The organism is Arthrobacter sp. K41 (assembly GCF_059089645.1).
In genome coordinates, this window is sequence record NZ_JBNHEW010000007.1 from 67717 (window position 1) to 82593 (window position 14877).

Annotated in this window: 14 protein-coding genes and 2 tRNA genes; 4 read left to right on the plus strand and 12 right to left on the minus strand. The window is 63.2% G+C overall.

Annotated elements, in window-relative coordinates:
• The first annotated feature begins 50 nt into the window (after nt 1-50).
• Nucleotides 51-302 (plus strand): cell division protein CrgA, encoded by a 252-nt coding sequence (locus AC5RTE_RS15285; protein WP_494042231.1) that lies wholly within the window; start codon nt 51-53, stop codon nt 300-302.
• Nucleotides 290-940 carry a DNA-3-methyladenine glycosylase I gene (locus AC5RTE_RS15290; RefSeq protein WP_494042232.1) on the plus strand — a complete coding sequence of 217 codons (651 nt, stop codon included), beginning with the start codon at nt 290-292 and terminating at the stop codon, nt 938-940. Before AC5RTE_RS15285 ends, AC5RTE_RS15290 begins: the two co-directional genes overlap by 13 nt.
• Nucleotides 941-1123: 183 nt before the next feature.
• Here AC5RTE_RS15290 and AC5RTE_RS15295 read toward each other — a convergent pair whose 3' ends face one another.
• The 3 genes from AC5RTE_RS15295 to AC5RTE_RS15305 all read right to left on the minus strand — a co-directional run bounded on the left by AC5RTE_RS15295 (nt 1124) and on the right by AC5RTE_RS15305 (nt 3604).
• Nucleotides 1124-1591 (minus strand): carboxymuconolactone decarboxylase family protein, encoded by a 468-nt coding sequence (locus AC5RTE_RS15295; RefSeq protein WP_494042233.1) that lies wholly within the window; start codon nt 1589-1591, stop codon nt 1124-1126.
• Between the two features lie 580 nt (nt 1592-2171).
• On the minus strand, nt 2172-3050 hold the full coding sequence (locus AC5RTE_RS15300) for a rhomboid family intramembrane serine protease (RefSeq protein ID WP_494042234.1): 879 nt from the start codon (nt 3048-3050) through the stop codon (nt 2172-2174).
• Between the two features lie 8 nt (nt 3051-3058).
• Nucleotides 3059-3604, minus strand: a complete 546-nt coding sequence (locus AC5RTE_RS15305; protein WP_494042235.1) for a peptidylprolyl isomerase — start codon at nt 3602-3604, stop codon at nt 3059-3061.
• A 154-nt stretch (nt 3605-3758) separates the two neighbouring features.
• Between AC5RTE_RS15305 and AC5RTE_RS15310 the strand changes: the two genes are divergently transcribed.
• The gene (locus AC5RTE_RS15310; RefSeq protein ID WP_494042236.1) at nt 3759-4664 is read left to right on the plus strand and encodes a hypothetical protein; all 906 of its coding nucleotides are present in this window, start codon (nt 3759-3761) and stop codon (nt 4662-4664) included.
• Between the two features lie 93 nt (nt 4665-4757).
• The gene (locus AC5RTE_RS15315) at nt 4758-5654 is read left to right on the plus strand and encodes a glycosyltransferase family 2 protein (protein ID WP_494042290.1); all 897 of its coding nucleotides are present in this window, start codon (nt 4758-4760) and stop codon (nt 5652-5654) included.
• Nucleotides 5655-5674: 20 nt separating this feature from the next.
• On the opposite strand, the gene AC5RTE_RS15320 is transcribed toward AC5RTE_RS15315, so the two are convergent.
• The 9 genes from AC5RTE_RS15320 to recF form a co-directional block, all read right to left on the minus strand.
• Nucleotides 5675-6619 (minus strand): DMT family transporter, encoded by a 945-nt coding sequence (locus AC5RTE_RS15320; RefSeq protein ID WP_494042237.1) that lies wholly within the window; start codon nt 6617-6619, stop codon nt 5675-5677.
• 78 nt (nt 6620-6697) lie between these two features.
• Nucleotides 6698-6773 (minus strand) — tRNA-Ala (locus tag AC5RTE_RS15325).
• Nucleotides 6774-6845: 72 nt separating this feature from the next.
• A complete protein-coding gene (locus tag AC5RTE_RS15330; protein WP_494042238.1) occupies nt 6846-6962 on the minus strand; it encodes a DLW-39 family protein in 117 nt (38 codons plus the stop codon).
• Between the two features lie 68 nt (nt 6963-7030).
• Nucleotides 7031-7104, minus strand: a tRNA-Ile gene (locus AC5RTE_RS15335).
• A gap of 96 nt (nt 7105-7200) precedes the next feature.
• Nucleotides 7201-7896, minus strand: a complete 696-nt coding sequence (locus AC5RTE_RS15340; RefSeq protein ID WP_494042239.1) for a DUF3566 domain-containing protein — start codon at nt 7894-7896, stop codon at nt 7201-7203.
• Entirely contained in the window at nt 7889-10567 is a 2679-nt protein-coding gene (gene gyrA, locus AC5RTE_RS15345) for a DNA gyrase subunit A (RefSeq protein ID WP_494042240.1), read from the minus strand. Before gyrA ends, AC5RTE_RS15340 begins: the two co-directional genes overlap by 8 nt.
• 53 nt (nt 10568-10620) lie before the next feature.
• A complete protein-coding gene (gene gyrB, locus AC5RTE_RS15350; protein ID WP_494042241.1) occupies nt 10621-12711 on the minus strand; it encodes a DNA topoisomerase (ATP-hydrolyzing) subunit B in 2091 nt (696 codons plus the stop codon).
• 381 nt (nt 12712-13092) lie between these two features.
• Nucleotides 13093-13677, minus strand: coding sequence for a DciA family protein (locus AC5RTE_RS15355; RefSeq protein ID WP_494042242.1), 585 nt, complete (start codon nt 13675-13677; stop codon nt 13093-13095).
• Nucleotides 13670-14872 carry a DNA replication/repair protein RecF gene (gene recF, locus AC5RTE_RS15360; RefSeq protein ID WP_494042243.1) on the minus strand — a complete coding sequence of 401 codons (1203 nt, stop codon included), beginning with the start codon at nt 14870-14872 and terminating at the stop codon, nt 13670-13672. Before recF ends, AC5RTE_RS15355 begins: the two co-directional genes overlap by 8 nt.
• Between the last annotated feature and the right edge of the window lie 5 nt (nt 14873-14877).

Here is a 14877-nt window from a genome sequence, read left to right on the forward strand (position 1 = left end):
GATATCAAGCCCGGAACGCCGAGCTTGCCTCAGCCCGCCAAGGAGAGCCCGTGCCCGAGTCAAAGCCTCGCAAGAAGACCGCCAGCACCCCCCAGCAGGCCACGTCGCAGTCTTACAAACCGAACCCGGTCTGGTTCAAGCCGGTGATGTTCGGCCTGATGATCATCGGCCTCTTCTGGATCATCACTTTCTACATCAGCGAAGGCCAGCTGCCCGTCCAGGCGTGGGAGTCCTGGAACATCGTGGCCGGCTTCGGCATCGCAATCATCGGCTTCCTCATGACCACCCGGTGGCGCTCATAGTTCCTGAACGGGATGCAGTTGCCGGCGTTGCAGCTGCCGGGGGCGCAGTTGTTGGCGATGACGGCCTCGCCCGTCCCGCATGGGCATCGGTTGATCCGCTCCTGCGCGACTACTACGACCAGGAATGGGGCCTGCCCGTCACCGACGAACAGGGACTCTACGAACGCATCTGCCTGGAGGGCTTCCAGGCAGGTCTTTCCTGGGCCACCATTCTCCGGAAACGCCCCGCCTTCCGGGCCGCCTTCGCGGGTTTCAACCCCGAGGCCGTGGCCATCTTCACCGAAGCCGACGTCGACCGGCTTCTGCAGAATCCGGGCATCGTCCGAAACCGGCTGAAAATTCGCTCCGCCATCACCAACGCGCGGGCCACCCTCGCACTGCGCGAAGAAGGCGGCCTGGTGAACTTCGTATGGCAGTTCAAACCTGCTGACACACCCCGCCCTGCCGTCCATGCCGAGATTCCCACCCAGTCTGCGGAGTCCATTGCCCTGTCAAAGGCCCTGCGGAAAAAGGGGTTCTCGTTCGTCGGCCCCACCACCATGTTTGCCCTCATGGAAGCTATCGGCATGGTGGACACGCACCTGCTGGACAGCCACCGGCGTGGTTCCTCAGGAATCTGGCCCCAGCGCCCCGCCTGATTCTTAGGTTTTCCCCAAGTGTTGGCAAAGTTATCCACACTGTTGAAAACTCTCCAAGACAAAGACCGGGCAGGCTTCACCCGCGCCCGGCAGCGGGAAACCAGCAATCATGCGGGTCATATGCAGTTATTAACAATGTGGACGACCTGTGGATAAAGGGTCTTCCGGTGGGCACCCCGGTGCTCAGCGGTCCTGCTGCACAGGGTGATGGCTGACGATGGAGATCCGGTTAAAGGCGTTCATGGTGATGGCCAGCCAACTGACCAGCGAAAATTCCTCCTCCGTCAGGTGTTGGCGCGCGAACGCTTCCTCCTGGGCCTGCGAACTGTGGCCCGGCAGTTCGGTGATGCTTTCGGCCAGCGCCAGGGCTGCCCGTTCCTTGTCCGTAAAAAGGGCCGTCTCGCGCCAAGCAGGAAGCACCGCCAAGCGCTGTCCGGTCTCACCAGCCTCTAGAGCGTCCCGCACATGGAGATCCAGGCAGTAAGCGCAGCCATTGAGCTGTGATATCCGGACGTGCAGGAGTTCCACGGTCTTTTCATCCAGGCCCGCAGCCTCCGCGGCTTCCCGGACTTTGAGTCCCAGCCCGTTGAGAGCCCGCCATAACCCTGGATGCTGCTTGTCAAGGAAGATGTGCTTCGTGGTGGCGCTCAATGGATTCTCCTTGCAGACAGGCAATGGAAGACGGTCAGTGGGCCAGCAGGGGCTGCGCAGCCCACGTTTACCTAGTTCAGCGACCTCGGGAAGAGTTGTCCACTTACCAACACCGCGATACCCACAACTTATCCACAACTGTGGAAACCGGGACCATCACACGGGCAGTTATGGCTCCCTACTCCCGACGATGCGGGCATATGCGAAGGAGCGATTACACCCCTGTCACTTATTAACAGTGTGCATAAGCCTGTTGATGGAGAAGGGCATCCCACCCCGGAGTGCCGATATTGCGCCTTCTTCCACGTTTTTATCCACAGATCCATAGGAAGCGGCCGCTTTGTCCACTTACACACAGCACTATCCCCAACAGTTATCCACAGATGTGGATTCTCTGAACCGCAGCAGTCGCCAGCCCCCGCCGTCTCAGGGAAAGACGGCTTTCCCAGGTGGAACTACACACGTGTAAGTTACCAACACTGTGGATAAGTGCTGTGGAAAAGCAAAGGCCCCGACATCAGCGATGTGGGGCCTTCCTGTACGCGGATGACAATGGCTGCCGCGGGGGTGCTTCCGTGTTCTACATGGAAATCCTGGCCCAGCTGGCGGCTGCCAGCAGGACCAGGACGGCCACCAGCCCTGCGGCCTGGACAACACCCTGCCGCGGCCCGCGCGGAGTGTACGCAAGGACTGCGGCGCAGAGGGCGCCAGTTATCAGGCCGCCCAAGTGCGCCTGCCAGGCGATCTGGGGGATCAAAAATCCAATCACGCCGTTTATCGCTATCAGAACCCAGAGTTGGCGGGTGTCTCCGCCGCGGTGGCGCTGGACCAGCAACATGGCGCCGAAGAGGCCGAAGATGGCACCTGAGGCCCCTACCACTCCCACCAGTCCCTGTCCCGGCACCAGCACGGGATTCAGCAGGAGGTATCCAACGGAGCCGCCCACTGCTGAGATGAGGTACAACGCCAGGAAACGGACGCGGCCCAGGAGCGGCTCGAGGGCCTGGCCGAAAATCCACAGGGTGTACATGTTCAGGGCAATGTGCAGGACGGGATCCGGGGAGTGCAGGAAGGCTGCGGTGAGCATCCGCCAGGGTTCAAATGCGCCGTACTCGGGGGTTGCGAACACGTTGTTATAGGCGAACTGTTCATAGACCACCTGGCCCGGAATCAGCCATTGCAGTGCATACATCAGCGCACACACAGCGATGATCCCGTACGTCACTACCGGTTTCCCGGACGCAACGGCACCGCCGTAAACGGTCCGGACCTCCGGCGTCGTGCGCCTTGTTTCGTTGACGCAGTCAACGCATTGGAATCCGACGGCGGCCGCCCGCTGGCAGTCGGGGCACGCAGGGCGCCCGCACCGCTGGCAGCGCACATAGGATGGCCGGTCCGGATGCCGGGGGCATACCGGGACCTGCGCGGACGGCTCCACCGACGGAATTCCGTAACTCATGGAGAGGGTTACAGCTGTTCGATGTCGATGCTGTTGATGGTGACGTCCTCCACCGGGCGGTCGCCCATGCCGGTACGGACGCCCTCGATTGCGTCCACAACCTTCTTGGATTCCTCGTCCGCCACTTCACCGAAGATGCTGTGCTTGCCCTGGAGCCAGTCGGTGGGAATGGTGGTGATGAAGAACTGTGAACCGTTGGTGCCCTTGCCCATCCGGATGCCGGCGTTGGCCATGGCCAGCTTGTAGGGCTGGTTGAAGCTGAGCTCGGGGTGGATTTCGTCGTCGAACTGGTAGCCCGGACCGCCCACGCCACGGCCGAGGGGATCGCCGGCCTGGATCATGAAGTCCTTGATGATCCGGTGGAAGATGGTGCCGTTGTACAGCGGCGTGCCGGTCTTGTCCTCGCCCGTCTCGGGGTGGGTCCATGCCTGCTCGCCGGTGGCGAGGCCAACGAAGTTCTTGACCGTCTTGGGCGCGTGGTTGCCGAAGAGGTTAACGACGATGTCGCCGAGGCTGGTGTGGATGGTTGCTTTTGCGGTTGCGATTGCAGTCATAGCGCCCATTCTTCCACGGCCGTCCGGGGTGGGGATGGCTGTGGCAACAGTTCCGCGCTCGGTGAAATCCGCCCAAATTCCGCAGGGAGAATAGCCGGTGAACAGCAAGCCACGTAGGCTAACCACAGACCGTCACATTAATCGGGAGGTAGTTGTGAAGAAATCGGATCGTATTGCCCGTGACCTTGAGCTGTCAGTCATCGGCGCCGTTGAGAACGCCAAGGATTGGGCGGGCCCCCGTGTGGAAGCAGCGGTTGGCCGCCTGCAGCACAGCCTGGACACCGCATCTCCTAAGGTTCAGGAAGGCCTGAAGTCGGCCGCACACAGGGCGGCGGACGGAGTGGCCGTTGTGACACCGCGCATCCAGGACGGCATCGCGCAGCTCGCACCGCGGATCAACGTTGCGGTGGAGGGCGCTTCCCCGCGGCTGCATGAAGCTTTGGACAAAGCGACGCCGGTTATCCTCAACGCCCGGGACCGGGTTGTTATCGAGTTCCTGCCCCGTCTGTCGGACCAGATCGGCGTCGCCTCGGGCGCGGTCCACCGCACGCTGGAGAACACTCCAGGACGTGTTGACGCTGTGGCGCAGAAGCTCGGCGACGTTGGAATTATCCACGCCATCCAGGAGCAGGCCCTGGCCACCGGGACACAGCTTCGGACAGCAGCCACCCAGGCAGGCCGCACAGCCACCGTTCAGCTCCCGGAGCCGGAAGCGCCGAAACAGCGCGGCTGGCTGGTCTTCGGTGTTATTGCCGCGGCTGTCGCCGCCGGCGTAGCAGCCTGGAAAGCGTCCAAGCCCGTCGAGGATCCGTGGAAGACGCCGTCACCCGTCACGGGCACCGGTACTCCTGCACCGGTTCCGGCCACCACCGTCAACGAAGTACCGGAAGCAACCACCGGTTCCGCTTCCGAGGTAGCCGGGGCCGCGGGCGGAGACACCACGGACAAGGCCAAGCACGTCGCTGAGGACCTCTCCAGCGGCACGGCAACGGACGCAAGCACTGCCACCGGCACCACCGCGTCCAGCGCTGGTGCGGACAAGGGCACCAGCCAGTCCTGACAGTGCACATCCCGACAAGGGGTCCCGCCTCCCGAGGCGGGGCCCCTTCGTCGTCCTAGGGGGGGGTAACCCGACCTCCCGGCCGTGCATCTGATCGGTGCTAGATTTGGACTGATGCCAGCCGACCAATCCTCTGGGGATGCCTTGAACGACGAAGCAGAACTGCCCCGCGTATCAATTGTTATCCCGGCCTACAACGAGGAGAGCGTGATCCGGCAGTGCCTCATAGCTGCCATCTACCAGTCGGTGCCAGCCCACGAGATCATCGTGGTGGATAATCTGTCCAAGGACCGGACCGCGGACATTGTGCGCCAGATGCAGCTCGAGTATCCGGAGAGCCCCATCATCCTGCTAAGCCAGGACCGGGAACAGGGACTTATTCCCACCCGCAACTTCGGTTTGGACAGCGCCACCGGAGACGTTCTCGGCCGGATCGACGCGGACTCCGTTCTGGAACCTGACTGGGTGGAACAAGTGCAGCGCGCGTTCCTGGACCAGTCAGTCCAGGCAGCCACCGGCCCCGTGGTCTACTACGACATGCCCATGCGGCGCTTCGGCCTCAAAGCGGACGACAAGATGCGCCAGCTCATGCTGAAGCTGGCTAAGCACCAGTACCACTTCCTGTTCGGCTCAAACATGGCCCTTCGGTCCTCAGCCTGGGAAATCATCCGGTCCGAGACCTGCCGTGATGAGAAGGACGAGATGCATGAGGACATCGATCTTTCGCTCCACCTTGCGGACCACGACCTGAAGATCAACTACTGTCCGCAGATGGTCTCCGGAATGTCGGCCCGCCGGCTGGAAGACTCACCGCGGGACTACCGATACTACGTCACCCGGTTTGACCGGACCTACAAGGCCCACAACGTCAAGAAGATGGCCCTCAAGGCTCCCATGGTGGTGTTCTTCTCGGTGTACTTCCCGGCCAAACTCCTGCGGGCCATCCACACGGTCAACACCGCCCAGCCCGTCCGCCGCGGCGGACAGTAGGGGCCTCCCGGCGGGGAGGTTCAGTCCGTCCCCAGTTCCGCCAGGGGACGCTCTGGCGGACCGTCAGGGCTGCCGGTACCTGTTGCCCGTTTCCGCCGCGCTGCCCGCCCGGACCTGAGTACGACGACGGCGAGTCCCACCAGGATCAGTGCCAGTCCGGCGTAGGTACCGGCAGGAAGAACCTCGTCCAGGAACAGGGCTGCGAGCACTGCGGCCCCAGGGATTTCCAAAAGAATGATCATTGACACCAGGAGCGGACTCATGGTGGCCAGCAGGTGGTTGAACGCCGTGTGCCCAATGAGCTGGGCGCCCACTGTGATGGCTGCGATGCCAAGCCAGCCGGCCGCTTCGAAGCCCGCGAGCGGCTGGCCGCTGGCCAGGGCCAGTACGGCCACCAGGGCTGCACACATGCCGTAGCACAGGGTGGTGTAGGTACCGGTGGTCATACTTTGCCGGGCCTTGCCGCCCGCCAGCGTGTACAGGCCGGCCAGGGCCCCGCCGGCCACCGCCAGCAGGTCTCCCAGCAGGGCCTCGGGTGAAGACCCCATGTCGAACCCCGTGATGGCTACGACTCCGCAGAAAGCGATGCCCAGCCCTGCCAGCACCTGCCAAGGGTGCCTGATGCCGCGGAGGAGCTGGAAGACGGCGATCCACGCCGACTGGAGGCAGACCAGCGCGGTGGCTGCGGCCACGCTGGTCAGTTGCAGCGAGGTGATGAAGCAAGCGAAGTGCAGGGCCAGCGCGACGGCGGCAAGCACCGACCAGCGAAACTCCGCCTTGGTGACCCTGCCAAACTGGGCCGGCTCACGCACGAGGGTGGGAGTGGCCATGACCGCGGCACCGATGGCGTTCCGCCAAAAAGCTATGGCCAACGCGCTGACACTGGTAGCTCCAAGCGTGGCAGCTATCAGGGGGCCGGAGGACGCTACACCCAGCACGCCCAGGGCCGCGATGAAGAAGTTCACTGTCCCAACCTAATCTCGGCCATAGACCGGCAAAGCAAAAGTCCCGGCCAGCGTTTGACGCTGACCGGGACTTTCTTATGGTGGAGGCACGGGGACTCGAACCCCGAACCCCCTGCTTGCAAAGCAGGTGCGCTACCAATTGCGCCATGCCCCCATAAGAAGCAACCCGTCCATCATACCCTAGAACCTGGGAGCTCGTGACCAGCTCCCCGCCTGGGCGTCCGGCCTAGTCAACCGTATCGGTTGACTCGCTCCAGACAGTTTTCCGGGCTTCGGATTCCTGTGCTTTCCGGTAGACCAGGACGCTCGCGATTGCAGCTGCTACTACAAGCAACTTCTTCACGTGCTCCCCATTCCGGCCCGGCCGCAGTAACGCGAACCAAACCTCCACTTGAACCTGCACAGGTTCCGTGGGCGTACCAGGACTTGAACCTGGGACCTCTTCGTTATCAGCGAAGCGCTCTAACCGCCTGAGCTATACGCCCCGATACCTCATCGGGCCGAGACATGACTTTACAGCACATCCCGGCCCGATCTCAAATCGGGCGTTTTCACCGGCCACCGGCCGGTGAAAACAGGGACTAATCGTCCGTGAGGGTAACGCCAATGCCGCCCACCAGGGTGGCAGCAATGTTGTAGAGAACTGCGGAAAGCATGGAGAGCGCGGTCAAGAGAACAACGTTGACCACGGCGATGATGGTGGCGAAGGATGCCACCTGGCCCAGGGAAGCAACCTTCTTCAGTTCGAAGCCGCCGCCCTCGGAGCCGGCAAGGGTGCCCAGCAGGCTGTCCACCTGGTCGAAGATGCCCGTAAGGTCCAGAACGGTCCACAGGACGATGGCCGCCACCACCGTGACGATCCCCAGCGCCACTGACAGCAGGAACGCCATCTTCAACACGGACCAGGGATCCACCTTGCTGACCAGCAGCCGCGCACGCCTGACCTTTGCCTTCGGCGCCGGTTTCACCAGGCCCGGCGTTCCCTGTGCGGGGCGCTGTCCTTGTCCGGGGTTTCCCTGTGCGGGACGCTGTCCTTGGACGGGCTGGCCCTGCACGGAGTTTACGGGTGCGGTGCGCGGTGCCGGCTGCCCCTGCACAGGCCGTTCACCCTGTACGGGGCGCTGCCCGGAGACCGGGGGGCGCTGGCCTGGAGCAGCGGCAGGTGCTGCCGGACGCTGCTGGGGACGAACAGGAGCGTTCACGCGGGGCGCAGCCGAAGGCCGGCTTCCCTCGGGAACAGAAGTGTTCGGGTTGGGAAATGAGTCCGGATTACTCACTCGTTACCTCCGTGTTGTCTTCGTTCGGCTCAGCGTCGCCCGAGGCGTCCTCTGACTCTACGGCCGGTGATTCTTCTGCCACTGCTGACTCTGCGGCTTCCTCCGGGGAACCGCTATCTTCAGCCAACGTTACGTCATCCTCAAGCAATTCCTCGCCCACAAGACCGCGTTCGCTGTTGCGCGCCACTTCGATGATCCGGTCGTTTTTGTCCGGCTTGGCGAAGATGACACCCATGGTGTCCCGACCCTTGGCCGGAACGCCGGCGACGGAAGAGCGGACCACCTTCCCGCCCTCCATAACCACCAGCACTTCGTCCTCTTCCTGGACGATCAGCGCTCCCACAAGGTCGCCCCGTCCTTCTGCCAGCTTGGCAACCTTGATGCCCAGGCCGCCGCGTCCCTGCAGGCGGTATTCATCCACTGCGGTGCGCTTGGCGTAGCCACCCTCGGTGACGATGAATACAAACGACCCGTCAGTGACCACGTTGGCGGCCAGCAGTTCGTCCTCCTCGCGGAACTTCATGCCGGTGACACCGGAGGTAGCACGCCCCATGGGGCGAAGGGCGTCTTCGGTTGCCGTGAAGCGGATGGACTGGCCCTTGCGGGACACCAGCAGCAGGTCATCGGTTTCCGAAACCAGCTGCGCGGACACCAGCTCATCGCTGTCGCGGAGGTTGATGGCGATCACGCCCGCGGAGCGGTTGGTGTCGTAGTCCTCCAGCCGCGTTTTCTTGACCAGGCCCCGTTTGGTGGCGAGGACCAGGTAAGGCGCCTGCTGGTAGTCCTTGATGTCCAGGACCTGGGCGATGTGTTCGTCCGGCTGGAATGCCATCAGGTTGGCAACATGCTGGCCCTTGGCGTCACGGCCCGCTTCCATCAGTTCATAGGCCTTGGCCCGGTAGACGCGGCCGAGGTTGGTGAAAAACAGCAGCCAGTGGTGCGTGGTGGTGACGAAGAAGTGTTCCACGACGTCGTCGCCGCGGAGCTGGGCGCCCTTGATGCCCTTACCGCCACGCTGCTGCGAGCGGTAGTTATCGCTCCGGGTGCGCTTGACGTAGCCGCCACGGGTGATGGTGACAACCATCTCCTCTTCGGGGATGAGGTCCTCCATGGACATGTCGCCGTCGTAGCCCATGAGGATCCTGGTGCGCCGGTCATCACCGTGCTTGGCTACGATCTCACCGAGTTCGTTGCTGATGATCTCGCGCTGGCGCTGTTCGGAACCAAGGATCTCGTTGTACTCCGCGATCAGTGCTTCAAGTTCAGCGTGCCGGTCCTGGATCTTCTGGCGTTCCAGGGCTGCGAGGCGGCGCAGCTGCATGTCCAGAATGGCGCGGGCCTGCAGCTCGTCAATGTCCAGCAGTTCCATCAGGCCGTCGCGCGCAGCCTCGGTGGTGTTGGAGGCACGGATAAGCGCGATGACTTCATCGAGCATGTCCAGTGCCTTGAGGAGGGCCCGCAGGATGTGGGCTTCTTCCTCGGCCTTGCGCAGGCGGTACCGGGTGCGCCGGGCAATGACGTCCATCTGGTGCGTCACCCAGTGCCTGATGAAGGCGTCGAGGCTCAATGTGCGCGGCACCCCGTCAACAATGGCCAGCATGTTGGCGGAGAAGTTGCTTTGCAGCTCGGTGTGCTTGTAAAGGTTGTTCAACACCACCTTCGGCACGGCATCGCGCTTCAGGACGATCACCAGGCGCTGGCCGGTGCGGCCGGACGTTTCATCGCGCAGGTCGGCGATGCCCTGGATTTTGCCGTCCTTGACCAGTTCGGCGATCTTGATGGCGAGGTTGTCCGGGTTTGCCTGGTAGGGCAGTTCGGTGACCACAAGGCAGGTCCGTCCCTGCAGTTCCTCCACGTTCACCACCGCTCGCATGGTGACGGAACCACGGCCTGTCCGGTAGGCATCCTCGATGCCCTTGTGGCCCAGGATGGTGGCGCCGGTGGGGAAATCCGGGCCCTTGACCCGCAGGATGAGCTCTTCGAGCAATTCCTCGCGGCTCGCTCCCGGGTTAGCCAGGTACCACTGCACGCCGTCCGCTACCTCGCGGAGGTTGTGCGGCGGGATGTTGGTGGCCATGCCGACGGCGATGCCCGAGGATCCATTGACCAGCAGGTTGGGGAACCGGGCCGGGAGGATGGTGGGTTCCTGGTTCTTGCCGTCGTAGTTGTCCTGGAAGTCGACAGTCTCTTCGTCGATGTCCCGGACCATCTCCATGGCGAGCGGGGCCATCTTCGTCTCGGTGTAACGGGGCGCAGCAGCACCATCGTTGCCGGGCGAACCAAAGTTTCCCTGGCCGAGGGCCAGCGGGTACCGCATGGTCCAGTCCTGGATGAGGCGCACCAGGGCGTCGTAGATCGCGGTATCGCCGTGGGGGTGGTACTGGCCCATGACCTCGCCCACTACACGGGCGCACTTGTTGAAGGAGCGCTCGGGACGGTAGCCGCCGTCGAACATTGCGTACAGCACCCGGCGGTGCACCGGCTTCAGGCCGTCCCGGACGTCCGGTAGGGCGCGGCCCACAATAACGGCCATGGCGTAGTCCAGGTAGGACCGCTGCATTTCCGTCTGCAGGTCCACCTGCTCTACGCGGTCGATCAGCACGTCGCCTTCAAGAACGGTGTCCGGGTTCCCGGCCTCGGGGACCGGGTTCTCGGGTGTTTCGTCGCTCATTATGTATTTCCGTTTCAGGTATATGTCAGCTCTGGAATGTCAGGGAAGTGCGCCTAGATATCCAGGAACCTGACGTCCTTGGCGTTCTGCTGAATGAAGTTACGGCGTGACTCCACGTCCTCGCCCATCAGGACCGAGAAGATCTGGTCCGCAGCGAGGGCATCATCCATAGTGACCTGAAGCAACGTGCGGTGGTCCGGATCCATGGTGGTGTCCCAGAGTTCGGTGTAGTCCATCTCGCCGAGACCCTTGTAGCGCTGGATGCCGTTGTCTTTCGGGATGCGGCGCCCTGCTGCCTGGCCGGCGACCAGTTTTGCGTCACGCTCACGGTCGCTGTAGACGTAGTCGTGGGCCGCATTAGACCACTTGATCCTGTACAGCGGCGGCTGGGCGAGGTAGACGTAGCCGTTTTCGATCAGCGGCCGCATGTAACGGAAGAGCAGCGTCATCAGCAAGGTGGTGATGTGCTGGCCGTCCACGTCGGCGTCGGCCATGAGGACGATCTTGTGGTAGCGGAGCTTTGAAAGATCAAAGTCCTCGCCGATGCCTGTACCGAAGGCCGTAATCATGGACTGGACCTCTGCGTTGCCCAGTGCCTTGTCCAGGCGGGCGCGCTCCACGTTCAAAATCTTGCCGCGCAACGGAAGGATTGCCTGGGTCTCGGGGTTCCGGCCGCGCTTGGCCGAGCCGCCTGCCGAGTCACCCTCCACGATGTAGACCTCGCACTTCTCCGGGTCCTTCGAGGAGCAGTCGGACAGCTTGCCCGGCATACCGAACGATTCCAGCGGGCTCTTGCGGCGGGCGTTGTCGCGGGCCTTGCGCGCCGCCATCCGGGCCTGCGCCGCTGATATGGCCTTGCGGATCACGTCCCTGGCAGGGCCGGGGTTGCGTTCCAGCCAGTCACCGAGCCCGTCGGTAACAACGCGCTGGACGAAGCCCTTGACCTCGGAGTTGCCGAGCTTGGTTTTGGTCTGGCCCTCGAACTGGGGCTCGGCAAGCTTGACGGAAATGACGGCGGTAAGGCCCTCACGGATATCGTCACCGGTGAGGTTGTCGTCCTTTTCCTTGATGATTCCCTTTTCCCGCGCGTAGCGGTTGATCAGGGAGGTCATGGCAGCACGGAAACCCTCTTCGTGCGTACCGCCCTCATGGGTGTTGATGGTGTTGGCGTAGGTGTGGACGCTTTCGGAGTAGGCGTTGGTCCACTGCATTGCCATTTCCAGGGCAATCCGGCGTTCCTTGTCCTCGGTCTCGAAGGCAATGACGTCCTCGTGGACTACCTCCACCTTTTTGCCGGAGTTCAGGTGCTTGACGTAGTCCAGCAGGCCTTCGTTGTACTGGTAAACCACCGTGCGGTGCTCGGCTTTGACTTCGCCCTCGGTGACCATGCCGTCCAAATCAAGGTCAGCGTCCTCTTCACTGTCACTGGTCGAGGTACGTTCGTCCGTCAGGGTGATCCGCAGGCCCTTGTTGAGGAAGGCCATCTGCTGGAACCGTGCCCGAAGCGTCTCAAAGTCGAACTCGGTGGTCTCGAAAATTTCGGCGTCCGGGTAGAACGTCTGGGTAGTTCCGGTGTGGTCGGTTTCCTCGCCCTTGACCAGGCTGCCCTGGGGTTTGCCGCCGTCGGCAAAGGACATCCGCCACACGTGGCCTTGCCGCCGGACCTCGGTATCCACCCTGCTGGAGAGGGCGTTGACAACCGAGATACCCACGCCGTGGAGGCCACCGGAAACGGCATACCCGCCGCCGCCGAACTTGCCGCCGGCGTGCAGGATGGTCATGACTACTTCGACAGTGGGTTTGTGCTCGGTGGGGTGCATGTCGACGGGGATGCCGCGGCCGTCATCGACGACTTTCACGCCGCCGTCGGCCTGAAGCACTACCTCGATGTGGGTGCAGTAGCCGGCGAGGGCCTCATCCACGGAGTTGTCCACCACTTCGTAGACCAGGTGGTGGAGCCCGCGCGGCCCGGTGGAGCCGATGTACATGCCCGGGCGCTTGCGCACTGCTTCCAGGCCTTCAAGGACGGTGATGTCACTGGCGCCGTATTCGCGCGGGGTGGCAGCTTCCGCAGGGGTGTCAGGCGTGCGGGCATCCTCGACTGCGGGTTCAACTGCCAGAATATCCGTATTGTCGTTAGCCACAGGCGTTGCCGACTCCTCTGTTCTCGATGGTGGCCGGCCGATGTCTTCCCCGGGTCCCCAGGAATTCCATCTGCCGGCAGGCGCAAACTTATAGCGCCGGTGACTAGCTGATGGCGGAACCCGATGTCCGCGTGCTGAAAGCCTGCGGAAAACGGACTCAGTCAACGTTTCACCCGCGCCCAGTTATCTACAGCGATTCTATCGCGAAACCGGCGGTATCCCCGCATTGCGGAGCCGTGAGCGAAGGCCAATGTGCCTGCGGCAGGCCATGTATCCCGCCTTGGACGCTCCAGCGGTCCGGTCTCCGGGTGCCTATACAGCCTGTGACCCTTCCAGGGCGCTACACGCCAATCAGGGGATTTTCAAGAGTTCGACGACGGACTATCCGTAGGTGTCGCGGGGTCCCCGTCCGTTCACGGACCGGCCGCCCTTGCGCCAGCTGGGTGCCGAGGGTCCGAGAACCTGAATGCTGGTGACTACTCCATCCCCCAGTTCCACGCGGAATTTTTCCAGCAGGCTGATGCCGAGAAGCCGCAGTTGCGTGGCCCAGGCCGTGGAATCGCATCTGACGTGCAGCGTAGTGTCTGTGAAGCTCTCCGGCGTGCAGTGCGCGGAAATTTCCGGTCCCACCAGGGTGGCCCATTCCGCCATGACGGAGCCCACCGCAACCGGTGATGTCCAACCGCGCTCAGCCACAAGCCGGCCCACTACGTTGCCGAGGCCGAGGGGATCGCGCCCGGTGGCATGGAACTGGCTGAAACCACGGGTGTCCCTGATTCCGCGTTTGGCCTTCTGGGATCCCGGGCGCGTGGCGGCCCGCCGGATTTCTCCACGCGCTGCCGCAGCCTCCCGCATCCTGTTCAGTGCAGCCTGCGGCGCGTCAATGTTGTCGGGGACTCGGCCGTCAGTGCCGCGGGGTTGTTGCCCGCCGGGCTGTTGGCCCGGCTTTTTCTCGTCCCTATTCATCGATACCTCCCGCGATGATTTTCACCCGCCGGCCGGACAGCTCTTCCGGGATATCGGCGTCGACGGCGGCGGTCACCAGGACCTGTTCCGCGCCCGACACTATTGCCGCCAGTTTACGCCGGCGCTGGACGTCAAGCTCGGCAAAAACATCATCAAGGATCAGGATGGGGGCAGAACCGCCGGTACGGGCATCATCCAACATCACGTAATAGGAAGCGAGCCGGAGCGAGAGGCACATGGACCACGTTTCTCCATGGGAGGCGTAGCCCTTCGCGGGTGCCTGGCCCAGGATCAGCTCCAGTTCATCGCGATGCGGTCCCACCAGCGAGATCCCCCGCTCCAGTTCCTTCCGTCGCGCCTCTGCGAAGGCACGCACATACCGTTCCGTCAACTGCTCAACCGTCAGTTGGCGCAAGTCGTCGGCTTCCGGCGAAGCACTTCCGGCTCCGGTACCGGCGTCACTTCGCAAGAGGGCGCCGTCGTCGTCCATCTGATCCTGGAGCGTGGAGCGGTAGAGGGCGTCAGCGGGTTTGGACGCGTCAGTCAGCTCGGCGTACGCCCGGGCGAGGTGCGGGCGGAGACGCTCCACGAGTTCAAGCCGGGCATAAAGCAACTCGGCCCCGGCCCTGGCCATGTGCTGGTCCCAGACATCCAATGTTGCTTCATGGGCGGAGGTGAACCTGCCGGCACGAGCGGACTTCAACAGGGCGTTGCGTTGTTTCAGGACGCGGTCATAGTCGCTGCGCGTGGCCGCGTGGTGCGGGACCAGGCTTGCGAGCAGCTCATCGAGGAAGCGGCGCCGGTTCGAGGGGTCACCCTTTACCAGTGCCAGGTCTTCCGGGGCGAAGAGCACTGTTTGGCATATGCCGAGCAGGTCGCGGGCGCGCACCGGGTTGCTCCGGTTGATGCGGCCGCGGTTGGCCCGGCCGGCGTTGATCTCCAGTTCCAGCACGGTGATCTGCCCGCCGCGGACCAGCCGTGCCCGGACGAGTGCACGGTCGGTGCCGAACCGCAGGAGCGGTCCGTCTGAACTGACCCGGTGGGAGCTCAGCGTGGCCAGGTAGCCGATGGCTTCCATCAAGTTGGTCTTGCCAATGCCGTTGTAGCCCACCAGGACGGTGACACCCGGACCCAGGGCAAGGTCCACCTGGGCGTAGCTGCGGAAGTCGGTCAGTGAGAGGTGTTCTAGGTACACGCGGG